The following is a 21,658-nucleotide window of genomic DNA, read 5'->3' on the forward strand; positions in this document are numbered from 1 at the left end:
ATCGGCCCTGGCCTCCCACAATGGCAGGGCGCCGCGCAGGATGGCCCCTTGGCGGAGGACCCCGAGGGGTCCCGGCGGCACCGTGGCCGCCTGCCGCGGGAGACCTGCATGGGCGACGTGCGTGACCTGGCCGCAGCGGAGGAGGAGGACCCGCCCCGCATCTCCACCGGCAGCGCGGGCCTAGACGACATCCTGGGCGGCGGCTTCGACCCCGACCGGGTCTATCTGGTCGAAGGCCGGCCCGGCGCGGGCAAGACCACGCTGGCGCTGCAATTCCTGCTGGAAGGCGCGCGGCTCGGGGAGACGACGCTCTACATCTCCCTCTCGGAGACGGAGCGGGAGCTGCGCCTGGTCGCCAAGCGCCATGGCTGGTCGCTCCGCGGCGTCACCGTCTTCGAACTGGTGCCGCCGGAAGCCAGCCTCGACCCCGATCGCGAACTCACGGTCTTCCACCCCGCGGAGGTGGAGCTGGGCGAGACGACGCGCCTGATCTTCGAGAAGGTGGCGGCGATCAACCCGAAGCGCGTGGTCTTCGACAGCCTGTCGGAACTGCGGCTGCTGGCGCAGAACTCGCTGCGCTACCGCCGGCAGATCCTGGCGGTGAAGCATTTCTTCGCCGCCCGCGCCTGCACCGTGCTGATGCTGGACGACCTCTCCTCCCACCGCGACGACCTGCAGCTGCACTCCATCGCGCATGGGGTGGTGATGCTGGACCAGGCGGCGGTGGATTACGGGGGCGACCGGCGGCGGCTGCGCGTGGTGAAGATGCGCGGCATTCCCTTCCGCGGCGGCTTCCACGACTTCACCATCCGCCGCGGCGGGCTTTCCATCCACCCGCGCCTGGTGGCGGCCGAACACCACGCCAGCTTCAGCAGCGAAGCCACGCCATCCGGCATTCCCGCGCTGGATTCCATGCTGGGCGGCGGGCTGGAACGCGGCACCAATGCACTGCTGCTGGGCGCGGCGGGGGTGGGGAAGTCCTCGCTCGCCCTCGTCTATGTCGTCGCCGCGGCGCGGCGTGGCGAACATGCCGTGATGTACGCCTTCGACGAGGGCGCCGGCACCATCATGGCCCGCGCGCAGTCGCTCGGCCTGCCGCTGCGGGACTGCATCGAATCCGGCCTCATCCGCATCCAGCAGGTGGACCCGGCGGAGCTGTCGCCCGGCGAATTCGCCAGCCTGGTCCGCCACGCGGTGGAGGTGGACCACGCCCGCATCATCGTGATCGACAGCCTCAACGGCTACCTCGGCGCCATGCCGGACGAACGCTTCCTGATCCTGCAGATGCATGAGCTGCTGACCTACCTCGCGCAGCTCGGCGTGCTGACGATCCTGGTGCTGGCGCAGCACGGGCTGGTCGGGCCCGTGCACAGCCCGGTGGACCTCAGCTACCTCGCGGATTCGGTGCTGATGCTGCGCTACTTCGAATATGCGGGGTCGGTGCGCCGCGCGCTGTCCGTGGTGAAGAAGCGATCGAGCGCGCATGAGACCACGATCCGCGAATTGCGGCTGAGCCCGCGCGGCATCGCCATCGGCCCGCCGCTGCGCGAATTCAGCGGGGTCTTCACCGGGGTGCCGACCTATCTCGGCACGGCGGAGCCGCTGCTGGACGACGATGCTGCCGGGAACTGACGCGAACCCCTGGACCGTGCTGGTGCTCGCGCCCACGGGCCGGGATGGCGCGGCCTCGGCGGAGCTGTTCCGCCGCGCCGGCCTGCGGGCCCGCGAATGCGCCGACCTGCCCGCCCTGGTGCTGGGGCTGGAGGAGGGCGCGGATGCCGCCTTCGTGGCGGAGGAAGCGCTGTTCAACGCGCCGACGGAGCCGCTCGTCACCTGGGTGCGCCGCCAGCCGCCCTGGTCCGACCTGCCCTTCGTGGTGCTGACCAGCCACCGCGAACAGCCCGCCGTCGTCGCCGGCCGCGCGCGCATGGTGGCGGCGCTGCGCAACGTGTCGCTGCTGGAACGCCCGGTGCAGGCGCTGACGCTGACCAGCACCATCCAGGCCGCGCTGCGCGCCCGCCGCCGGCAATACGAGCTGCGCGCCCACCTGGCGGAGCAGGCCCGCGCGGCGCGGGAGCTGGAAGGCCTGGTCGCGCACCGGACGCGGGAGCTGGAGCAGGCGAACGCCGCGCTCCGCCACCAGATCGCGGAGCGGGAGCGCATCGCGGAATCGCTGCGCCACGCCCAGAAGATCGAGGCGATGGGCCAGCTCACCGGCGGCGTCGCGCATGACTTCAACAACCTGCTGATGGTGATCTCCGGCGGGCTCGACATGCTGGACCGCCAGGCCGATCCGAACCGCCGGCGGCTGCTGATGGAGGGCATGCGCCAGGCCGCCGCCCGCGGCGCGGCGCTGACGCGCCAGCTCCTCGCCTTCTCCCGCCGCCAGGCGCTGCAGCCGGAACCGCTGGACCTGCGCCGCCACATCGGCGGCATGCGGGAATTGCTGGACCGCAGCCTGCGCGGGGACGTGCATGTGGCGCTCGATTTCCCGCCGAGCCTCTGGCCGGTGGAGATCGACCCGGGGGAGCTGGAGCTGTCGATCCTGAACCTGTCGGTGAATGCGCGGGACGCCATGCCGGGCGGCGGCACCATCACCATCCGGGCGGAGAACCTGCCGGGGCTGGAGGAGCCGGAGCTGCGCGGCGACGCGGTGAAGCTCTCCGTCATCGACAGCGGCACGGGCATGGCGCCGGAGGTGGTGGCGCGGGCCTTCGAGCCCTTCTTCACCACCAAGGACATCGGCAAGGGATCGGGCCTCGGCCTGGCGCAGGTCTATGGCTTCGCCCGCCAGTCGGGCGGCACGGTGCGGATCGAGACGGCGCTGGGCCAGGGCTCCACCGTCGCGCTGCTGCTGCCGCGGTCGCATCGCCGCCCGCCGGATGAGGAAGCGACCGCGCCGGCGGAGGCGCCGGCCGACGGCCTCGCGGGCCATGTCCTGCTGGTGGAGGATGATGACGAGGTCGCGGCCCTGGTGCAGGAGATGCTGGCCCAGCTCGGCTTCACCGTGACCCGCGCCGCCAGCGCCGCCGCCGCGCTGGGCGCGCTGGCGGACCACCGCCCGGTGGACCTGGTGTTCAGCGACGTGATGATGCCCGGCGGCATGAACGGCGTGGAGCTGGCGCGGGAAGTCCGCCGCCGCCGCCCGCAGCTGCCCGTGCTGCTGACCACCGCCTATGCCGCCGCCGCCAAGCGGGATGCGGAGGTGGCGGGCATCGCGCTGCTGCCGAAGCCCTACCGGATCGAGGCCCTGGCCGCCGCCACCCGCGCCGTGCTGGGGGAAGATGTGATGCGCCGCCCGGCCGCCGCGCGCGGATAGCGCGGGCGCTGCCGCTGCGCCCCGGGCAGGCGCCATGCTAAGGCACGGCCATGCCCGCCGCCGCGCCCTTCTCCCGCGCCCATCCACCGGGTTCCGCCCCCGCCTGGCCTGGCGCGGGCCGATGAGGGGCGGGGCCCTGCTCGCGCTCCGGCGCCTCGCCCTGCCGCGGCGCTGCCTGCTGGCCATCGCCGTCATCCTGGCGGCCTTCGCGCTGCGGGCGGCGGTGGGGGGCTGGCATCCGGGCTTCCCCTTCCTGCCCTTCCTGCCGGCGGTGGTCCTGGCGACCGTCGCGCTGGGGCTGGGGCCGGGGCTGCTGACGGCGGTGCTCGGCTGGGCGCTGGCCGTGATCTTCTTCGTGGAGCCGGTGGGCCGCCCGGCGATCGACGACTGGGCCGATCTGGCCTTCGCCGTCTTCTTCCCCGCCGCCGCCGCCTTCGCCGCGGTGGTGGTGGAGGTCTTCCTCGCGGCCGCGGGGATCGAGGCGGAGACGCCGGGCAGCCCCTGACGCCCGCCGCGCGTCACGGCGCCGCGGATCGGCGCCCCGGCCACACCCCCGGCCGCACCGCGGCGGCGGCCAGCAGGCCATAGGCGGTGACGCCCAGCGCGACGGCCAGGAACTGCCCCTGCAGCCCCATCGCGCCTTCCAGCAGCCAGCCACCCCCCACCGCGATGGCGATGCGCGCCAGCCCCGCCGCCGCCGGCCAGCGCATGCGGCCCGCCCCCATGGCGGCGAAGTAGAAGGCCATGCCCATGCCGAAGCCCGGCAGCGCCGGCCCGATGATGGCCAGCGCCTGCGTCGCCAGCGCCACCACGGCCGGGTCGCTGGCGAAGGCGCCGGCCACCGCGCCCGGGAAGACCGCCACCAGCAGCCCCGCCGGCCCCGTGACGGCCAGCGCCAGCAGCGCCCCCGTCCAGGCGATGCGCCGCGCCTCCGCCCAATCCCCCGCGCCCACCGCGCGCCCGACCAGCGCCGTCAGCGCCGAGCCCACGCCGAAGGCCAGCGGGATCATCAGGAATTCCAGCCGGGCGGAGACGCCATAGGCCGCGACGGCTTCCGGCCCGTAGTCGCGGATCCGCGCCGTCACCAGGATCGTCGTCAGGTTGGCGACCGATGCCAGCAGGCTCGCCACCAGCCCGACCGAGAGGATGCGCCAGAACAGCGCGGCCTGGATCGGCACGCGGAAGGTGGGCTGGAATCCCGCGCCGCCCTTCAGCACCACCACGCCCTGGCCGATCGTCGCCGCCAGCATGGCCAGCGCATAGCCGAGCCCGGCGCCGGCCAGCCCCATGCCCAGCGGCTCCGCCAGCAGCCAGGCCAGCGGGGGGTAGGAGAGGGAGGTCACCAGCATCACCCGCGCCGCCACCGCATGCCGCCCGCCGCCGCGCAGCACGGAAGCGAGCGTATTGGCCAGCCAGGCCGGCACCGCGCCGAGCCCGAACAGCCAGATGGCATAGCCCGCCGCGGCCTCCGCCGCCGTGGCGCCGCCCACCAGCCCCAGCACCGCGCGGGGGAAGCCCGCCAGGGCGATGGCGAAGGCCAGCCCCGCCGCCACCGCGATCAGCACGGCATGCAGCACCAGCGCGGCCGCTTCCTCCGGCTTCCTCGCGCCCAGCGCGCGGGCGACGGCGGCAGCCACGCCGCCGCCCATGGCGCCCGCCGACATCATCTGCATCAGCAGCGCGAAGGGCAGCACCACGGCCCAGCCCGCCAGCGCCGCCGTGCCCTGCCGCGCGGCCAGCCAGGTCTCGAACAGCTGCCCGCCCGCCTGCACGGCGGCCAGCAGCGTGGTCGGCGCGGCCAGCGCCAGGATGCGGCGGATGCGCTCGGCCTTCATGCCGCCGCCGCCCGCCGCCGCGCCCCCAGGATCAGCACAGCCGCCCCCAGGCAGGCGGCGCCCGCCAGGATGAAGGCCGGCAGGTAGGTGCCCAGCGCATCGCGGCTGGCCCCCGCCCCGAAGGCCGCGACCGCCGCGCCCAGCTGGTGCCCCGTGAAGACCCAGCCGAAGACGATCGGCGCGCGCTCCCGCCCGAAGGCCTCCCCGGCCAGGCGCACCGTGGGCGGCACCGTCGCGATCCAGTCCAGCCCGTAGAAGACGGCGAAGAGGCTGAGGCCATACAGGCTGAAGTCGCTGTAGGGCAGCATCAGCAGGGACAGGCCCCGCAGCGCGTAGTACCAGGCCAGCAGCTTGCGGCTGTCATAGCGGTCCGACAGCCAGCCGGAGGCGATGGTGCCCGCGAAGTCGAAGGCGCCCATCATCGCCAGCACCGTCGCCGCCTCCACCTCCGGCATGCCGAAATCGCGGCAGAGCGGGATGAAGTGGGTCTGCACCAGCCCGTTCGTGGACAGGCCGCAGACGAAGAAGGTGGCGAAGAGGATCCAGAAGGTCGGCGTCGCGCTCGCCTCCGCCAGCACCGCGAAGGCGGCGCGGATGGCATTGCCGCCCGCCGGCGGGGGCGCGGCCGGCGCATCCGGCGCGGCGCCATAGGGGCGCAGCCCCAGCTCCTCCGGCCGGTCGCGCCCCAGCAGCACCATCAGCACCCCGCTCGCGGCACACAGCGCCAGGCCCGGCAGCAGCGCGACGCGCCAGCCCTCATGCTGCGCCAGCCAGGCGGCGAGCGGCAGGAAGGCGAGCTGCCCCGTGGCATTGCCCGCCGTCAGGATGCCCACCACCAGCCCGCGCCGCTGCGCGAACCAGCGATTGGCGATGGTGGCGCCCAGCACCAGCGCCGTCATCCCCGTCCCCACCCCCGTCAGCACGCCCCAGCCCAGCCACAGCTCCCAGCTTCGCGTCATGCCGAAGGAAAGCCCGCAGCCCGCCAGCACCAGGCCGAGCGCGATGGCGACGATGCGCCGGATGCCGTAGCGGGCCAGCAGCGCCGCGGCGAAGGGCGCCATCAGCCCGAACAGCAGCAGCCGCAGCGCCAGCGCGCCGGAGATGGTGGCGGTGTCCCAGCCATATTCCCGCTGCACCGGCAGCAGCAGCGCCCCCAGCACGCCCAGCGCGCCGGCGGACCCCACGGCGACGAGGAGCGCGAGCCCCACCATCACCCAGCCATAATGGATGCCACGCCGGTCCAGCGCGGCAGCCAGGGAGGTGGAGAGCATCGCGATACCTCGCTCGGCTGTTCAGGCGTCAGGCGGCAGGGAGGCCGCGAGGCGGCCCCGCGCCGCGTCCAGGATGCGCCCGGACAGGGCCGGGTCGTCCACCGCGCGGGCCAGCGTCATGGCACCGATCATGGTCGCGACCACCGCCAGCGCCTCCTCCTCCGCCGCGCGGGACCGGGGCGCCAGCATCGCCGCGACATTGCCGGCCATCAGGCGCAGCCCCTCCGTGAAGCGGGCGCGCACCGAGGCCGGCTGGCGCGGCACCTCGCTGCCCATGGCGGCGAAGGGGCAGCCCGCGCCGGGCGCATCGCGATGGCGCGGCGAGAGGTAGCTCTCGACGAAGGCCTGCAGCGCGCCGGTGCCGGGGCTCGCCTGGCCGAGCTTCGCACCCCCGCTGCCGGCCACCGCCAGGGCGACGGCCTCCGCCGCCAGCGCCTCCTTCGACCCGAACTGGCTGTAGAGGCTGCCATGGGTCATGCCCGCGGCCTCCCCCAGCGCATCGACGCCGACGCCGGCCAGGCCGCGCTCGCGGAACAGCCGCGCCGCGGCCTCCAGGATCCGCGCCCGGTTCTCCGCCGCCTGTTCCCGTGACACCCGCATCGCACCGCCTCCGCCGCCCGCTTGACAGCAATCATAGCGATCGCAATCTTAAGGTCAATGATGGCGATCGCTATCAATAACGGCGCGCTTCCGCGCCAGGAGATTCCGATGCAGCAGCTTCCCCCGGGCGCCACCGCCCTCGTCACCGGCGCCTCCACCGGCATCGGCGCCCTCTATGCGGACCGCCTGGCGCGGCGCGGGCATGACCTCATCCTGGTCGCGCGCGACCAGGCGCGGCTGGAAGGCGTGGCCGCGCGGCTGCGCGCCGAGACGGGGCGGGCGGTGGAGGTGCTGGCCGCCGACCTGGCCGATGATGCCGCGCTGCGCGGCGTGGAGGCGCGGCTGCGGTCCGATGGGCGCATCGGCGTGCTGGTGAACAATGCCGGCATGGCGGTGGCGGCGCCGCTGCTGGCCGCGGATCCGGACCGGCTGGAGGCGATGGTGCGGCTCAACGTGGTGGCCGCCATGCGGCTTGCCGTCGCGGCCGCCCAGGCCTTCGCGCCGCGGGGGCGGGGGGCGATCATCAACATCGCCTCGGTGCTGGCGCTGGTGCCGGAGATGTTCAACGGCGCCTATTCCGGCAGCAAGGCCTTCGTCCTGAACCTGACCCAGGCGCTGCAGGCGGAGCTGGCGGGCAAGGGCGTGCGCGTCCAGGCCGTGCTGCCCGGCGCGACGCGCACCGAGATCTGGGACCGCGCCGGCACCAGCACCGATGCCCTGCCCGCGCAGATGGTGATGGAGGCCGATGAGATGGTGGATGCCGCGCTGGCCGGGCTGGACCAGGGGGAGGCGGTGACGCTGCCCGCCCTGCCGGACCTCGCGCAGTGGCAGGCCTTCCAGGCCGCGCGCGCCGCGATGGGCCCGAACCTGTCGCTGAACCACGCGGCGGCGCGGTACCGGGCGGGCTGATACGAAGAAGGGGGCCTTTCGGCCCCCTTCGCTTGGTCAGCCCGTCTGCTGGATGGCCGAGAGGCGCCAGGCCTCGCCCGGGAAGCGGACGAAGGTCCAGAGCTCCGTCGCCGTGCTCCGGTTCGTCGGATGGCCTTCCACCACCGTGCCATCCGCCGCGCGGGTGACGTCGATGAGGGAGAAGCGCATCGCGACCGTCGCGTAGTGGCGGCCTTCCTCTTCCCAGGCCTCGCTCAGGTCGCCGGCTTCCAGGCGCACGTCGCTGGTCGTGTTGGTCCAGCCGCGGGCGCGGAGGTCCGACAGGTCCTGCGCGAAGTAGTTGGTCATCTCCGGCGTGGAGAGCCGGCGCAGCGCCTCCAGGTCCTGGCGGGACCAGGCGGCGTTCACGTCCAGCAGCGCCTGGCCGAACACCTCGAAATCCTGGGGCGCGACCTGGATCGGGCGGCTGGCCACGGCGGCGGCGCCGCCGGCCATGGCGCCCATGCCCATGCCCGGGTTCATCGGGCGGCGGTCATCGCCGCCCATGTCCCGCGCCAGGCCCTGCGGCCCCGCGGCCACGGCCGGGCGGCGGGCGCCGCGCACCAGGCGCATCACCAGGAAGACCAGGCCCGCGATCAGCGCCACCTGCAGCAGCAGGCCGATGAAGCTGGCGAAGCCCGCCATGCCGCCGAACAGGCCGGAGCCCGAGAGCAGCCCGAACAGGCCGGCGCCGAGCAGGCCGCCCATCAGCCCCGCCATCAGCGGGTTGCGGCTGAAGAAGCTGCCCTGCGCGGCCGGCGCGGCGGGACGCGCGGCGCTGGCGGCCGGGTTCGCCGCCGGGGCGGGCGCCTGCTGCGTGCGCTGCATCTGCTGCGCGCCGCCGGGCGCGGTCTGGGTGCTGGGCGGCGCCTGGTAGGTGCGGCTGCCGCGGCTGCCCGAGGACGAACTGCCGCCAGGCCGCGCCTCGGCCAGGGCCGGGCCGAGGGCAAGGGCCACCACGGCAAGGGCGGTCATGACACGTGCGGTGCGTCGCATGGGGGGTGCGTATCCTCCGGGATTGGGTTTCCGATCGGTAATATAGGAAGGGTCCTGCCGAATTGCGAATGCCCCTTTTCTCGGGAGTTGTCGCGCGCCACCCTGTCGGCCTCGTAAGGACAGGGAAAGCACTGATGGCGCGTCGGACATGGATGCTGGGGGTGGCGGCCGCGGCGCTGCTGGCAGGGCAGGCGGTGGCCCAGACCGCGGCGCAGCCCGCCCAGGGGACGACGCAGGGCCGGGTCTTCCGCATGGCCACCAGCGTCGATGCCGCGACGCTCGACCCCCACGCCACCAACGCGCTCTTCACCTTCCTCGTCGTCCACCAGGTCTATGAGGGCCTGACCCATCGCGGCGACGACCTGAAGGTGCAGCCGGGGCTCGCCACGCGCTGGGAACAGGTGGAGCCGACGCGCTGGCGCTTCCACCTGCGCGATGGCGTGCGCTTCGCGGGCGGGGAGGCCTTCGATTCGGACGACGTCGTCTTCAGCATCCAGCGCGCGCTGGCCCCCACCTCCAACTACGGCATCTTCGTCGATACGGTGGCGGAGGCCGTGGCGGTGGATCGCCTGACGGTGGACCTGATCACCCGCGTCCCCGACCCCGTCATCCCCGACAAGATGACGCGCGTGATGATGATGGATCGCGGCTGGTCGGAAACCCACCGCGCCACCCAGCCGCAGAACTTCGCGCGGCAGGAGGAGATGTTCACCGTCCGCAACGCCAACGGCACCGGCCCCTTCGTGATCCGGTCGCGGGAAGCCGAGCAGCGCACCGTCATGGTCCGCAACCCCAATTGGTGGGGCACCGCCGCCGGCGTGGCGCCGCGCGGCAACGTCACGGAATACCACCACATCACCCTCACCTCCGACGCCACCCGCATGGCGGCGCTGCTGTCCGGCGAGGTGGACATGGTCCATGTCGTCCCGGTGCAGGACGTGGCGCGCATCCAGCGCGACCCGCGGCTGCGCATCCTGGAGGGGCAGGAGAACCGCACCGTCTGGCTCGGCATGCGCCAGGATGTGGAGGAGCTGGCCGGCAGCGACGTGCGCGGGCGCAACCCCTTCAAGGACCTCCGCGTCCGCCAGGCCGTGGCGCATGCGCTGGATCTCGATGCGCTCCGCCGCACCACGCTGCGCGGCCAGGGCGTGCCCACGGGCAGCATGTGGACGCAGTTCGTCAATGGCTGGTCGCAGGAAGGCGATCGCCGCACGCCCTACGACCCCGCCCGGTCCCGCGCCCTGCTGGCGGAGGCCGGCTACCCGAACGGCTTCACCGTGCCCTTCGAATGCCCGGTCGGCACCTATGACGAGGCCTGCCAGGCCGTCGCCGGCATGCTGGCCCGCGTCGGCATCCGCGCGCAGCTGACCATCCATCCCAACGCCGTGTTCAGCCAGCGCATCCGGCGGCAGGAGCCGATGATGTTCGCCCTCTCCTGGGGCGTGCCGACCTTCGATGCCAGCTACACGCTGCGCGCCATCATGGCGTCCCGCTCCGTGGGCGGCGCCGCCACCTGGAATGGCGGCGGCTACAGCAACCCGGCCTTCGACGCGCTGATCCCGCGCATCGATGCGGAAGGCAACCCCGATGCCCGCCGCGCCCTGATCCGGGAGGCGCATGCCATCCACAACGCCGATCTCGGCCACATCCCGATGTACCACATGATGATCCCCTGGGCGCATCGCGCGGGCGTCGCGGTGACGCACCGCGCCGACAACCAGGTGCAGGTCAGGGAGATCCGGGTGGATTGAGCGACGGCGCCTCGCGCCCCGTCTCCGGCCGCGGGGCCGGGGAGGGGTGCGGCGGCGCGAGGAGGGCCACGGCCTCCCCCCGCCGCGTGATCACCACCGTCTCCCCCTGCGCCACCAGGTCGAGCAGCAGGGCGAGGCGGGTCTCGGCCTCATAGGTCGTCACGCGCGTTTCTCGGGCCATGGTGGGCGATGCCTCCGCCGCGCAGGCTAGACCATGCGGGGGAAAGGACTGTTTCGGTTCGTTTCGACGGCCTTCCCGTCAGGTTCCGGTACCGAACAGCAGCGCCACGCGATCCGTCAGCCCCATCCCATCCCACCGCGCGGCGCTGTCGCCGGGCAGGCGGCGCGCCACGCGGGCCTGCTGGGCCGGCGTCAGCTCCGACCAGAAGCGCGCCAGCCAGGGCTGCTGGCGCAGCAGCGCCTGGGTGCGGATGGCCGGGGCGGGGGCGGGGATGGGCTCCGGTTCCGGGAACCAGGGCGCGGGCTCGGCCTCCGGCGGCCGGATCGCCACCGGCTCGGGCTCCGGCGCGGGGGGCGGCTCCGGCGGCGGCGTGGGGGCGGGTGCGGGGGAGGGGCGGAAGCGCTGCGGTTCGAACACCCGGTCCAGCAGGTCGATCCGCCGCAACCGTTCATCGACGCCCTGCGCCGCCTCGCAGGCCGGCAGCAGGGCCAGCAACACCAGGGTCCACCGCATGCCCCCGCAACGGCCGCGCCGCGCGGGGGATGCCGCTATCGCGCGACGGTGATCAGGCGCCCGCCAGCGTCAGCCCCTCGATCCGCAGCGTCGGCGCATCCGTGCCCCGCCGGAACACCAGGTCGTTCGCCGCCGTCAGATTGAGGAAGATGTCCTTCAGGTTGCCGGCGATGGTGATCTCGCTCACCGGCTCCGCCAGCGCGCCGTCGCGGATCATGAAGCCGGCCGCGCCCCGGCTGTAGTCGCCCGTCACGCCGTTCACGCCCATGCCGATCAGGTCCGTGACGTAGAGGCCTTCCTTGATGTCCGCCATCAGCGCCGCCGGCGTCAGGCTTCCCGCCTCCAGCCAGAGGTTGGAGGCCGCCGGCCCCGGCGGGCCGCCCGTACCGCGGCTGGCATGGCCGGTCGATTCCAGGCCGAGCTGCCGGGCGCTGCGCCAATCCATGATGAAGGTGGTCAGCACCCCATCCTCGACGATCGCGCGCGGCGTGCCCGCCATGCCTTCCCCGTCGAAGGGGCGGGACCGCAGCCCGCGCCGCCGCAGCGGGTCGTCCTTCACCGTCAGGCCCTTCGCCAGCACCTGCGTGCCGACCCGCCCCGCCAGGAAGCTCGTCCCCCGCGCGACCGAGGCCCCGTTGATGGCCCCCAGCAGGTGCCCGAGGATGGAGGAGGACACGCGCGGGTCGAACACCACCGGCACCCGCGCCGTCTTCGCCCGCACCGGGTTCAGCCGCGCCAGCGCCCGCTCCGCCGCCCGTCGCCCGATCGCGACGGGGTCATCCAGGTCCTCCAGATGGACAACGGACGAAAAATCGTAGTCCCGCTCCATCGCCGTGCCGCTGCCCGCCAGCGCGGTGCAGGAGATGCCGTGGGAGGACCGCGCATAGGCCCCCGCGAAGCCCGCGCTGGTGGCCAGCGCCACCCGCACCCGGCCCCAGGAGGCATCGGCCCCCTCGCTGTTCGTCACGCCGGGGATGGCCAGCGCCGTCTCCTCCGCCGCCGCCGCGCGCGCGATCAGCTCCTCCGCGCTCGGCTCGCCGGGATCATCGAGGTCGAGCGGCCCCGCATCCCGCGGCGGGTCGAAGCGGTCGGCCAGGCCGCCGAAGGGATCCTCCGGCACCACCTTCGCCATCGCCACCGCCCGTTCCGCCAGCGCCGCGAAGCCCTTGGGGTCCGCGACGGTGGTGGAGACGATGGCCTGGCGCTTGCCCACGAAGACCCGGAGGCCGAGGTCGAAGCCCTCCGACCGTTCCAGCTGCTCGATCTTGCCGAGGCGGCGCGACACGCTGAGCGAGGCGTTCTGTACGTGCAGCGCATCCGCGCTGTCCGCGCCGGCGCGCTTCGCCGCGGCAACCAGATCGGCCAGGACCTCCAGGTTGTTCATGCCGCCAGCCGCCCCATGATGTCCGACAGCCCCGGCACCTTGCTGGCCGGGCCGAGCGCCGTCAGCGTCGGCGCCGCGCGGAACATGCGCGCCGCCGCTTCCTGCACCTGCGCCACCGTCACCCCCGCGATCCGCGCCTTCGTCTCCTCCACCGGGATGATGCGGCCATGCACCTGCAGCTGCCGCGCCAGCTGTTCGCAGCGGCTGCCCGTGCTCTCCAGCGACATCAGCAGGCTCGCGCGAAGCTGCGCCTTGGCGCGGTTCAGCTCATCCTCCGTCACGTCGGTCTGCACCTTGAGCAGCTCCGCCAAGGTCACGGGCACCAGCTCCTCCGCCTGGTCCTCACCCGTGCCCGCATAGACCGCGAACAGCCCATGGTCCTGGAAGGGGGAGGCGAAGGAATAGATGGAATAGACGAGGCCCCGCTTCTCCCGGATCTCCTGGAACAGCCGGGACGACATGCCGCCGCCCAGCAGCGTGGAGAGCAGCTGCGTCGCCGTGTGCAGCTTGTCGGTCGCGGAGACGCTCGGGAACCCCAGCACCAGATGCACCTGGTCGAGGTCGCGCTCCTCCCGGAACTCGCCGCCGGTGTAGCGGGAGGGCTCCATCGCGGCTTCCGCGGCCGTCGGCAGGTCGGCGAAGTGCATCTGCACCAGGTCGAGCAGCGCCTCATGCTCCAGCGCGCCGGCGGCGGCCACCACCATGCGGCTCGGCCCGTAGTGCCGGCGCATATAGCCGGTCAGCGCCTCGCGCGTCATGGCGGAGACCGTCTCCTCCGTCCCCAGCACCGGCCGCCCCATCGCCTGCGCGGCATAGGCGGTGTACTGGAAATGGTCGAAGACGATGTCGTCCGGCGTGTCGTTCGCCTGGCCGATCTCCTGCAGGATCACGCCGCGCTCGCGCTCCAGCTCCTCCGGCACGAAGCTGGAATGGCTGAGGATGTCGCCCAGGATGTCGGCGGCCAGGCCCACATCCTCCTTCAGCACCTTGGCGTAGTAGGCGGTGTTCTCGCGGGAGGTGTAGGCGTTCAGGTGCCCGCCGACATTCTCGATCTCCCGCGCGATGGCCGCGGCATCCCGGCGCTCCGTGCCCTTGAAGGCCATGTGCTCCAGGAAGTGGGAGACGCCGTTCTCCGGCGCCGCCTCATGCCGCGTGCCGGCATTGACATAGGCGCCGATGGAGACGGTCTCCACCCGCGGCATGCGCTCCGACACCACGGTCAGGCCGTTCGGCAGCCGGGTCAGGCGGATGGCGTCGTTGGTCGCGTCAGACATGGGTGTCGTTGTCCTTGCGCCCGGTGCTGGGCGATGCGTCGTGGAACGGCTCAGGCGGTGTTCCGGCGCGCATGGGCGCGCACGAAGGCCTCCACCTGGGCGAGGTCATTGGGCAGGCGCGTGAAACGCTCCGGCCGGTCATGGAGGTCCGCAAGCCGCGGCGGCAGCGGCGCCTCCACCCCCGTCGCCTGGCGCACCGCATCCGGGAATTTCGCGGGATGCGCGGTGGCGGCGACGATCACCGGGATGGCGGGGTCGCTGGGCGGCACATGCATCGCGGCGGCGATGCCGATCGCGGTATGCGGGTCCGCGAGATACCCCTGGCCGTGCAGCCGGGTGATTTCCTCGAGCGTCCCCGGATCATCCAGCGCGAAGCCGCGGAACACCTGGCAGGCGCTGCGCCACGCCGCATCGGGCACGGGCATCCGCCCCTCCGCCCGGAAGCGCCGCATCGTCTCCGCCGTCGCCTTCGCATCCCGCCCCAGCAGCTCGAACAGCAGCCGCTCGAAATTGGAGCTGACCTGGATGTCCATGGAAGGCGAGTGGGAGGGCTCCACCGCCCGCGCCGACATGTCGTTGCCCGTGATCCAGCGCACCAGGATGTCGTTGCGGTTGGACCCCACGATGAGCTGCGCGATCGGCAGCCCCATCCGCCGCGCCGCCCAGGCCGCCAGCACATTGCCGAAATTGCCCGTCGGCACCGCGAAGGCCACTTCCCGGTCCGGCGCCCCCAGCGCCAGCGCCGAGGCGACGTAATAGGGGATCTGCAGCGCGATCCGCGCCCAGTTGATGGAATTCACGGCGGACAGCCGCATCTCGCCGCGGAAATCCGCATCGGCGAACATCGCCTTCACCAAATCCTGGCAATCGTCGAAGGACCCGTCCAGCGCGATATTGGCGACGTTGTCCGCCATCACCGTCGTCATCTGCCGGCGCTGCACCGCGCTGGTCCGACCCTCGGGATGCAGGATGACGATGTCGATCGCGCTGCGATCCCGGCAGGCCTCGATCGCCGCCGAACCCGTATCGCCGCTCGTCGCGCCGACGATCGTCACCCGCTCCCCGCGCCGGGTCAGCACATGGTCGAACAGCGGGCCCAGCGCCTGCATCGCCATGTCCTTGAAGGCGAGCGTCGGGCCGTGGAACAGCTCCAGCGCGAAGGTCCGATGGTCGATCTGCACCAGCGGCGCCACGGCCGGCGTGGAGAAGGAGGCATAGGCCCTCTCCAGCATCGGGCGCAGCGTGGCCTCGCTCGGCTGCCCGCCGGTGAACAGCGACAGGATGCGCGCCGCCAGCTGCGGATAAGGCAGGCCGCGCAGCGCACGCCACTCGGCGCTGGTCAGCACCGGCCAGGTCTCGGGAACGAACAGGCCCCCATCCTCGGCCAGCCCGGCCAGGAGAACGCCTTCGAAGTCGCGGGGCGGAGCCTCGCCGCGGGTGGAGATGTAGCGCATGACGGCGGAACCTAGTGCGCCGGGGGCGGCAGGGCGAGGGGAGGGGCGGGGAAAACGGGGAGGGCGCTGCCCTCCCCGAACCCCACCCGCCAGGCCCGAGACGGGCCTGGACCGTCATCAGGTTGAAAACCCAGCAAAACCAGGCGGCACGCCCATTGCACCAGCCATGGCGAAACCGCGGGAAAACACCCGATGCGCGCGCTGCTTGCCCTGTTGCTGGTCATTCCGGGCCTGGCCCATGCCCAATCCGGGCCCGCCATCCGCATGATCGTCCCCTTCGCCCCCGGCGGCGCCAGCGACGTCACGGCAAGGATCGTGGCGCCACCCCTCTCGGCCGCCCTTGGACGGACCATCGTCGTGGAGAACCGCCCCGGCGCCGGCGGCATGCTGGGGGCGGAGGCGATGGCGAGGGCCGCGCCCGACGGCAACACCATCGGCATCTCCAACACCTCCCCCCACGGGATCGTGCCACTCGCCGCCGCCAACCCGCCCTATGACAGCGACCGGGATTTCACCCACATGGCCATGGTGGCGGAGACACCGACCGTCCTGCTGGTGCCGGCCGCCAGCCCCTACCGGACGCTCGCCGATTTCCTGGCCGCCGCGAAATCCCGCGCCCAGGGCCTGAGCTTCGCCTCCACCGGCGTCGGCTCGCTCCAGCACCTGCAGGGGGAGATGCTGGGCAGCCTGACCGGGGCGCGGCTGGTCCATGTCCCCTACCGCGGCACCGGCCCCGCTTTGCAGGACCTGATCGGCGGCACGGTGGACAGCCTGCTGACGCCACTCGCCGGCACCACCGGCGCCATCACCGGCGGCCAGGCAAGGGCGCTGGCCGTCTCCTCCACGGACGCCTTCGCCCCTCTGCCGGGCGTGCCGACCTACGCCTCCCTCGGCTTCCCGGCCCTCTCCGCCACCAGCTGGACCGGCGTCTCCGGCCCCCGCGGCATGGACCCGGCCTTCGTCGCGCGGGTGAACGCCGCGGTGGCGCGCATCGTGACGGAGGCCGACACCGTGCAGCGCCTGGAAGCCGCCGGCCTCTACCCGCCGGCGCGGGCGCTCTCGGCAGCGGAATTCCAGGCGGTGGTGGCGGATTTCGCGCGGGTCTGGGCGCCCGTGGTCAAGGCGGCGGGGGTGCAGCAGAATTGAGCGGAGGAGCCCCGCCGCGATGCCGACCCCGCCCACACGCCTCGTCGAGCGTTTCTACCATGAGGTCTGGAACCAGGCCGACGAGGCCGTGGCGCGGGAGATCCTGAGCCCCGGTTTCCGCTTCCGCGCCTCGCTGGGGCCGGAGAAGACGGGGCCGGACGGCTTCATCGACTACATGCGCCTGATCCACGCCGCGCTCGGCGGCTATACCTGCACGATCGAGGAGATCGTCGCGGAGGATCGCCGCGCCGCCGCGCGCATGCGCTTCGCCGGCACCCATCGCGGCCCCTTCTTCGGCGTGGCCCCCACCTTCCGCCCCATCGCCTGGTCCGGCGCCGCCTTCTTCGCCACGGATGGGGAGCGGATCACCAGCCTGTGGGTGCTGGGCGATGTCGATTCGGTGCGCCAGCAACTGGGCGCCGCGGCCGCATCCCCGCCCTGATTTCCCTGGATTCGGCGCGATGTTTTTCGTATGTTCTCGGGATCACCGGCCCGAACCGCGTCCGTTTCCGGCCGCCCCCGAGGCCCGGCTCGCGATCCCTGGCAAGTGCGGAGGCCGGAAGGGGAGGGGCGGCGCCCGCCGCTCGTCCCGCCCACCACCCCCGAAATTCGGTGCTAAAAGCACCTAATCGGCATAATCGGCATAAAGAGGTTAGTGGCTAAAAAGCCACACTTCACGCCGTCCAGGCCACCATCGTCGCCCGCGCGCATTCATGCATCACGGTCAGCGCCCGCTGCGTCGTCGCCACGCCATTGACGAACAGGTTCTCGCCCCCGCCCCGCATCCGCTCCAGCTTGATGATGGCCTGGTCGAAATGGCTGTGGTTGGACAGGAACACGTCGATGTTCCGCTGGCCCGCCACCTCCCGCGCCCGGGCGGTGCCGTCGATGTAGCTCTGCAGCCGGGGGATGCGGTCCGGCTGCCGGCCGAAATTGAAGGAGGTCCCGCCCCACAGCATCGCCCGGTGCGTGGCCGCGCCCTGCTTCAGGTCGAAGATCAGGCTGATCGTGCCCCGGGTGTGGCCGGGGGTGGAGAGGATATCGATCACCGTGTCCCCCAGCCTCACCTGGCTGCCATCCTGCACGGAAATGTCGCGCCGCGGCGGGCGGCCGAGTTCCGGCCGGTCGAACTCCAGCTGGCCGGATTCCATCATCTGCCAGTCCGTCTCGCTCATCACCACGCGGGCGCCGTAGCGCCGGCTGAAATGGCCGCAGCCGCCGTAATGGTCGGCATGCCCATGCGTCACGATCACCAGCTTCACCTGGGCGGGGTCGAGCCCCATCCGCCGCAGCCCGCCATCGATGTCCCGCTCCGCCATGGGGTCGTTGTCCATGCCGTCGATCAGGATGATGCCGTCGCTGGTCAGCAGCGCCCAGGCGCTGACCCAGTGGTTGCCGAGGAAGACCAGGTTGTCGAAGGCCCTGGCCGGCGGCGGCGTCGGCAGGGCGCGCTGCTCGTTGGGCGTGGGCAGGCGCAGCCCTGGGGTGGGCGCCGCTTCCTCGCCCAGCCGCAGCAGGTGCTGCAGGTCGCTCCCCGCCGCCGCCCGCGCCGCCGCCAGGTGTTGCTGCACGCCGGGGGACTGGGCCACGGCCTCGCTGATCGGCAGGCCGGAGGCGACGCAGCAGGCGCAGCCCATGGCCAGAAGCTGCCGGCGGCTCGGCGCCACGGCCTCGGCCCGCAGCCCGGTGGCGGGGCGCTTCCTGAAGATCGACATGGGGTTTCCTCCGTCCCTGCCGCCATGCTGCGCCCGCCCGCCGCCTCCTGCCAACGGGGAATCCGCGAGGCCTCGTGACGGGGCCGGACCTTCCCAAGCACCGCCCTTCTGCCCTACCCATCGGCCAAGGCGACGATCCGGGAACGACGATGGAAGAGGTCGAGTGCGTGGTGGTGGGCGCGGGCGTGGTCGGCATCGCCGTCGCGCGCGCCCTGGCCCTGGCGGGGCGGGAAGTCCTGGTGCTGGACGCGGCGGAGGGCATCGGCACCGAGACCTCGTCCCGCAACAGCGAGGTCATCCACGCCGGCATCTACTACAAGGCCGGCAGCCTGATGGCGAAGACCTGTGTCGCCGGCAAGAAGAAGCTCTACGCCTATTGCGCCGAACGCGGCGTGCCGCACCGCAATTGCGGCAAGCTGATCGTCGCCACGAATGCGGCGGAGGCCGAGCAGCTGGAGGGTATCCGGAGCCGCGCCGCCGTGAATGGCGTGGACGACCTCCGCCTCATCACGGGGGCGGAGGCGCGGGCGATCGAGCCGATGCTGACCTGCACGGCGGCGCTCGTCTCCCACACCACCGGCATCGTGGACAGCCACGCCTTCATGCTGGCGATGCAGGGCGATGTGGAGCATGCCGGCGGGATGTTCGTCTTCCACGCCCCGGTGGAGGGCGTGACCGTGACCAATTCAGGCTTCGCGCTCCAGGTGGGGGGCGCGGAGCCGATGCAGCTGCACACGCGGATGCTGGTGAATGCCGCGGGGCTGCATGCGCCGGCGCTCGGCCGGAAGATCGCGGGGCTGCCCTCGGCGCATGTGCCCACGGCCTATTACGCCAAGGGCAACTACTTCACGCTCGCGATGAAGTCGCCCTTCTCCCGCCTGATCTATCCCGTGCCGGTGCCGGGCGGGTTGGGCACGCATCTGACGATCGACCTCGGCGGCCAGGCGCGCTTCGGGCCGGATGTCGAATGGATCGACCGCATCGAATACAGCGTCGATCCGCGCCGCGGCGACAGCTTCTACGAATCCATCCGCCGCTGGTGGCCGGAATTGCCGGATGGCGTGCTGGCGCCGGGCTATTGCGGCATCCGCCCCAAGACGGTGCCGAAGGGCGCGCCGGGCCAGGATTTCGTCGTGCAGGGCCCGGCCGTCCACGGCGTCCCTGGCCTGGTCAACATGTTCGGCATCGAGAGCCCCGGCCTCACCGCCTCGATGGCGCTGGCGGACGAGGTGCTGCTGGCCTTCGGCTGACTCGACAAGCCCTCTCCCCGGCGGGGAGAGGGCGCCCTGTGTCACAGGGTGAAGGGCACGCCGATCTCCGGCACCAGCACTTTCGCCTTCGCGCCGTCCATGGCGCTGACGAAGGCATCCGGCGTCGCCGCCAGCAGCCCGAAGGTGCCGAAGTGGCAGGGGATCGCCGTCGTCACGCTCGGCAGGAAGCGCTTCACCGCCAGCGCGCCGCGCTTGCCATCCATGGTGAAGCGGTCGCCGACCGGCACGAAGGCGACGCTGGGCTGATGCAGCTCGTCGATCAGCGCCATGTCGGAGAACACCTCCGTGTCGCCCATGTGGTAGATCGTGGGCTCCCCCGTGATCTTCGGCGTCACCACCAGCCCGCCCGGCAGGCCGAGGTCCTGCGTGATGCCGTTCTCGTCCATGACGGCGGAGGAGTGGAAGGCGATGGTCATGGTCGTCGTGAACTCGCCCTGGTCGGTCGTGCCGCCGGTGTTCATCGGGTCCATGGCCTTCAGGCCCTTGCGGGCCAGGTGCATGCAGATCTCGAAATTGGCGACGACCTTGGCGCCGGTGCGCTCATGGATCGCCAGCGCATCGCCGACATGGTCGCTGTGGCCATGCGTGATCAGCACATGCGTGGCGCCGGCGGAGGCCGCGACGGGATCGCCCTTGAAGACCGGGTTGCCGGTCAGGAAGGGGTCGATCATCACGACGGACGTGCCGAACTCCAGCCGATAGGCCGAATGCCCGAACCAGGTGACCTTCATCAGATGCTCTCCCGCTAGGTGGCGCCCTTCTAGCAAGGGATCGCGCGCGGCGCAGCCCGGGGTCAGCCCCTGGGCGACAGCACCTTCCATATCCCGTTGGCGGAGAGCACGGGCTTGCCGTTCTGCGTCAGCATCCCCCGGATGAAGACGATGCTGCGCGTCTGCCGCGTGATGTCGCCCTTCACCGTGACGAACTGGTTCACGTCCCCCGGCGCCAGGTAGTGCAGGTCCAGCTGGATGGTCGCGATCGGCACGCGGCCCACCGCCTCCCGCACCGTGCGGCCCAGCGAATGGTCCATGTAGGTGGCCAGGATCCCGCCATGGATCACGCCGCGCCCGTTGTTCAGCGCGGGGCCCGGCTGGAAGCCGCAGGAGAAGCCCGTCGCATCCGCGCGCATCCACATGGGGCGGAGGAATTCGGGCAGGCCCCAGGCATCGGTCTGTTCCCAGCCTTCGGTCGCGGGGTCGAAGCTCATGCCGGCGGGGTCTCGTCCAGTGTCGCGCGCACCATGTCCCGGCGGTGGCGGGAAGGCCAGCCTCAGCGCCGCCCGGCGCGGCCGGCCCCGGGGCGGGGCGCGCGCGTCGCGGGCTGGCGCGTCACCTTCGCGGCGCCGCGCTTGGCGGGCTGCGCCTGCGCCATGGCCAGCACCAGCGCCGCCATCTCCTCCGCCAGCTCCGCCACCGAAAGCCGGCCGGCCGGGCGGTACCAGACATAGGCCCAGCCCACCATGCCGCCGATGGCGAGTGCCGCCAGCCGCGGATCGGCGATCCTGAACTCGCCGCTCGCGACGCCTTCCGCCAGCAGCCCCGCCAGCTGGCGGTCGAAGTCGCGCCGCATCTGGCTGATGCGCTCATAGTCGCGCGGCAGCAGGTTCTTCTCCTCCCGCGTGAAGATGGCGATGTATTTCTGGCTCTCCAGCACGGCGGTGACGAAGCGCCGGCCGAGCGCCGCCAGCTTCTCCGTCGGGCTCGCGCCCACCAGGCCGAGCGCGCCCTGCATGGCGTGCAGCGCCGCCGCCACGCCGCGCGCGCAGATCTCCGCCAGCAATTCGCTCTTCGCGTTGAAATGCGCGTAGATGAAGGGCTTGGTGACGCCCAGCCGCTCCGCCACCGCGTCCAGCGTCGTGTTCTCGTAGCCGCGTTCGTAGAAAAGCTCGACGGCGGCGGAGATGATGCGCTCGCGCTTCAGCGCGGCGACCTCATCCCTGATGCCCATGGCGGGCGCGGGGCTTGATGGCGACATGAGGGGGAGGGGCAGCCTTCGTGCAGTCGAGTCTCGCCCCTCATCTG

21 protein-coding genes are annotated in these 21,658 nt (G+C 72.5%); 8 read left to right on the forward strand and 13 right to left on the reverse strand.

The genetic code is table 11. The features are described from left to right. Positions 1-48 precede the first annotated feature (48 nt). The 3 genes from JJI54_RS11665 (at position 49) to JJI54_RS11675 (ending at position 3,824) form a co-directional block, all read left to right on the forward strand. A complete protein-coding gene (locus tag JJI54_RS11665) occupies positions 49-1,632 on the forward strand; it encodes an ATPase domain-containing protein (protein ID WP_226381674.1) in 1,584 nt (527 codons plus the stop codon). A gap of 22 nt (positions 1,633-1,654) precedes the next feature. Continuing rightward, complete coding sequence (locus JJI54_RS32960) at positions 1,655-3,319, forward strand: response regulator (RefSeq protein WP_203073158.1); 1,665 nt, start codon at positions 1,655-1,657, stop codon at positions 3,317-3,319. 121 nt (positions 3,320-3,440) lie between these two features. Continuing rightward, positions 3,441-3,824, forward strand: coding sequence for a DUF4118 domain-containing protein (locus JJI54_RS11675; protein ID WP_203073159.1), 384 nt, complete (start codon positions 3,441-3,443; stop codon positions 3,822-3,824). A 13-nt stretch (positions 3,825-3,837) separates the two neighbouring features. Here JJI54_RS11675 and JJI54_RS11680 read toward each other — a convergent pair whose 3' ends face one another. From JJI54_RS11680 to JJI54_RS11690, 3 genes are read right to left on the reverse strand one after another with little or no spacing between them, the layout of a single operon-like run. After that, positions 3,838-5,154, reverse strand: coding sequence for an MATE family efflux transporter (locus JJI54_RS11680; protein ID WP_203073160.1), 1,317 nt, complete (start codon positions 5,152-5,154; stop codon positions 3,838-3,840). Beyond that, positions 5,151-6,425: an MFS transporter gene (locus JJI54_RS11685; RefSeq protein WP_203073161.1), complete on the reverse strand. Its 1,275-nt coding sequence runs from the start codon at positions 6,423-6,425 to the stop codon at positions 5,151-5,153. Before JJI54_RS11685 ends, JJI54_RS11680 begins: the two co-directional genes overlap by 4 nt. Positions 6,426-6,446: 21 nt before the next feature. After that, positions 6,447-7,025, reverse strand: coding sequence for a TetR/AcrR family transcriptional regulator (locus JJI54_RS11690; protein ID WP_203073162.1), 579 nt, complete (start codon positions 7,023-7,025; stop codon positions 6,447-6,449). A 108-nt stretch (positions 7,026-7,133) separates the two neighbouring features. Between JJI54_RS11690 and JJI54_RS11695 the strand changes: the two genes are divergently transcribed. Continuing rightward, the gene (locus JJI54_RS11695) at positions 7,134-7,934 is read left to right on the forward strand and encodes an SDR family NAD(P)-dependent oxidoreductase (protein WP_203073163.1); all 801 of its coding nucleotides are present in this window, start codon (positions 7,134-7,136) and stop codon (positions 7,932-7,934) included. Positions 7,935-7,970: 36 nt separating this feature from the next. Here the strand turns inward: JJI54_RS11695 and JJI54_RS11700 are convergent, their stop codons facing one another. After that, the gene (locus JJI54_RS11700; protein WP_203073164.1) at positions 7,971-8,948 is read right to left on the reverse strand and encodes a Tim44 domain-containing protein; all 978 of its coding nucleotides are present in this window, start codon (positions 8,946-8,948) and stop codon (positions 7,971-7,973) included. A 134-nt stretch (positions 8,949-9,082) separates the two neighbouring features. Between JJI54_RS11700 and JJI54_RS11705 the strand changes: the two genes are divergently transcribed. After that, entirely contained in the window at positions 9,083-10,699 is a 1,617-nt protein-coding gene (locus JJI54_RS11705) for an ABC transporter substrate-binding protein (protein ID WP_226381675.1), read from the forward strand. Here the strand turns inward: JJI54_RS11705 and JJI54_RS11710 are convergent. The 5 genes from JJI54_RS11710 to thrC form a co-directional block, all read right to left on the reverse strand. Further along, a complete protein-coding gene (locus tag JJI54_RS11710) occupies positions 10,677-10,880 on the reverse strand; it encodes a type II toxin-antitoxin system Phd/YefM family antitoxin (protein WP_203073165.1) in 204 nt (67 codons plus the stop codon). The genes JJI54_RS11705 and JJI54_RS11710 overlap by 23 nt on opposite strands. A 78-nt stretch (positions 10,881-10,958) precedes the next feature. After that, complete coding sequence (locus JJI54_RS11715) at positions 10,959-11,393, reverse strand: hypothetical protein (protein ID WP_203073166.1); 435 nt, start codon at positions 11,391-11,393, stop codon at positions 10,959-10,961. 52 nt (positions 11,394-11,445) lie between these two features. Beyond that, positions 11,446-12,777, reverse strand: a complete 1,332-nt coding sequence (locus JJI54_RS11720; RefSeq protein WP_203073167.1) for a TldD/PmbA family protein — start codon at positions 12,775-12,777, stop codon at positions 11,446-11,448. Continuing rightward, a complete protein-coding gene (locus JJI54_RS11725) occupies positions 12,774-14,051 on the reverse strand; it encodes a M16 family metallopeptidase (protein ID WP_203073168.1) in 1,278 nt (425 codons plus the stop codon). The genes JJI54_RS11720 and JJI54_RS11725 overlap by 4 nt, the downstream gene beginning before the upstream one ends. Before the next feature lie 50 nt (positions 14,052-14,101). After that, positions 14,102-15,505, reverse strand: coding sequence for a threonine synthase (gene thrC, locus JJI54_RS11730; RefSeq protein ID WP_203073169.1), 1,404 nt, complete (start codon positions 15,503-15,505; stop codon positions 14,102-14,104). A gap of 192 nt (positions 15,506-15,697) precedes the next feature. Between thrC and JJI54_RS11735 the strand changes: the two genes are divergently transcribed. Both JJI54_RS11735 and JJI54_RS11740 read left to right on the forward strand, forming a co-directional pair. Beyond that, positions 15,698-16,651: a Bug family tripartite tricarboxylate transporter substrate binding protein gene (locus JJI54_RS11735; protein ID WP_203073170.1), complete on the forward strand. Its 954-nt coding sequence runs from the start codon at positions 15,698-15,700 to the stop codon at positions 16,649-16,651. 19 nt (positions 16,652-16,670) lie between these two features. Next, entirely contained in the window at positions 16,671-17,093 is a 423-nt protein-coding gene (locus JJI54_RS11740; protein ID WP_203073171.1) for an ester cyclase, read from the forward strand. 232 nt (positions 17,094-17,325) lie between these two features. Here the strand turns inward: JJI54_RS11740 and JJI54_RS11745 are convergent, their stop codons facing one another. Further along, positions 17,326-18,366 carry an MBL fold metallo-hydrolase gene (locus JJI54_RS11745; protein WP_203073172.1) on the reverse strand — a complete coding sequence of 347 codons (1,041 nt, stop codon included), beginning with the start codon at positions 18,364-18,366 and terminating at the stop codon, positions 17,326-17,328. Between the two features lie 149 nt (positions 18,367-18,515). On the opposite strand from JJI54_RS11745, the gene JJI54_RS11750 reads away from it, so the two are divergent. Next, entirely contained in the window at positions 18,516-19,616 is a 1,101-nt protein-coding gene (locus JJI54_RS11750; protein WP_203073173.1) for an NAD(P)/FAD-dependent oxidoreductase, read from the forward strand. A 41-nt stretch (positions 19,617-19,657) separates the two neighbouring features. Here JJI54_RS11750 and JJI54_RS11755 read toward each other — a convergent pair whose 3' ends face one another. The 3 genes from JJI54_RS11755 to JJI54_RS11765 form a co-directional block, all read right to left on the reverse strand. Beyond that, entirely contained in the window at positions 19,658-20,368 is a 711-nt protein-coding gene (locus JJI54_RS11755) for a metal-dependent hydrolase (protein ID WP_203073174.1), read from the reverse strand. A 62-nt stretch (positions 20,369-20,430) separates the two neighbouring features. Beyond that, positions 20,431-20,844: a PaaI family thioesterase gene (locus JJI54_RS11760; protein ID WP_203073175.1), complete on the reverse strand. Its 414-nt coding sequence runs from the start codon at positions 20,842-20,844 to the stop codon at positions 20,431-20,433. A gap of 62 nt (positions 20,845-20,906) precedes the next feature. Continuing rightward, positions 20,907-21,584, reverse strand: a complete 678-nt coding sequence (locus JJI54_RS11765; protein WP_203073176.1) for a TetR/AcrR family transcriptional regulator — start codon at positions 21,582-21,584, stop codon at positions 20,907-20,909. Positions 21,585-21,658: the final 74 nt, after the last annotated feature.

It is taken from the genome of Falsiroseomonas ponticola (genome assembly GCF_016805305.1).
Classification (GTDB): Bacteria; Pseudomonadota; Alphaproteobacteria; order Acetobacterales; family Acetobacteraceae; genus Falsiroseomonas; species Falsiroseomonas ponticola.

Bases quoted from the DNA above. Each gene is read 5' to 3' on its own strand.
- JJI54_RS11675 (WP_203073159.1), top strand. From the start codon at position 3,441: ATGAGGGGCGGGGCCCTGCTCGCGCTCCGGCGCCTCGCCCTGCCGCGG.
- JJI54_RS11680 (WP_203073160.1), bottom strand. From the start codon at position 5,154: ATGAAGGCCGAGCGCATCCGCCGCATCCTGGCGCTGGCCGCGCCGACC.
- JJI54_RS11685 (WP_203073161.1), bottom strand. From the start codon at position 6,425: ATGCTCTCCACCTCCCTGGCTGCCGCGCTGGACCGGCGTGGCATCCAT.
- JJI54_RS11690 (WP_203073162.1), bottom strand. From the start codon at position 7,025: ATGCGGGTGTCACGGGAACAGGCGGCGGAGAACCGGGCGCGGATCCTG.
- JJI54_RS11695 (WP_203073163.1), top strand. From the start codon at position 7,134: ATGCAGCAGCTTCCCCCGGGCGCCACCGCCCTCGTCACCGGCGCCTCC.
- JJI54_RS11700 (WP_203073164.1), bottom strand. From the start codon at position 8,948: ATGCGACGCACCGCACGTGTCATGACCGCCCTTGCCGTGGTGGCCCTT.
- JJI54_RS11705 (WP_226381675.1), top strand. From the start codon at position 9,083: ATGGCGCGTCGGACATGGATGCTGGGGGTGGCGGCCGCGGCGCTGCTG.
- JJI54_RS11710 (WP_203073165.1), bottom strand. From the start codon at position 10,880: ATGGCCCGAGAAACGCGCGTGACGACCTATGAGGCCGAGACCCGCCTC.
- JJI54_RS11715 (WP_203073166.1), bottom strand. From the start codon at position 11,393: ATGCGGTGGACCCTGGTGTTGCTGGCCCTGCTGCCGGCCTGCGAGGCG.
- JJI54_RS11720 (WP_203073167.1), bottom strand. From the start codon at position 12,777: ATGAACAACCTGGAGGTCCTGGCCGATCTGGTTGCCGCGGCGAAGCGC.
- JJI54_RS11725 (WP_203073168.1), bottom strand. From the start codon at position 14,051: ATGTCTGACGCGACCAACGACGCCATCCGCCTGACCCGGCTGCCGAAC.
- thrC (WP_203073169.1), bottom strand. From the start codon at position 15,505: ATGCGCTACATCTCCACCCGCGGCGAGGCTCCGCCCCGCGACTTCGAA.
- JJI54_RS11735 (WP_203073170.1), top strand. From the start codon at position 15,698: ATGCGCGCGCTGCTTGCCCTGTTGCTGGTCATTCCGGGCCTGGCCCAT.
- JJI54_RS11740 (WP_203073171.1), top strand. From the start codon at position 16,671: ATGCCGACCCCGCCCACACGCCTCGTCGAGCGTTTCTACCATGAGGTC.
- JJI54_RS11745 (WP_203073172.1), bottom strand. From the start codon at position 18,366: ATGTCGATCTTCAGGAAGCGCCCCGCCACCGGGCTGCGGGCCGAGGCC.
- JJI54_RS11750 (WP_203073173.1), top strand. From the start codon at position 18,516: ATGGAAGAGGTCGAGTGCGTGGTGGTGGGCGCGGGCGTGGTCGGCATC.
- JJI54_RS11755 (WP_203073174.1), bottom strand. From the start codon at position 20,368: ATGAAGGTCACCTGGTTCGGGCATTCGGCCTATCGGCTGGAGTTCGGC.
- JJI54_RS11760 (WP_203073175.1), bottom strand. From the start codon at position 20,844: ATGAGCTTCGACCCCGCGACCGAAGGCTGGGAACAGACCGATGCCTGG.
- JJI54_RS11765 (WP_203073176.1), bottom strand. From the start codon at position 21,584: ATGGGCATCAGGGATGAGGTCGCCGCGCTGAAGCGCGAGCGCATCATC.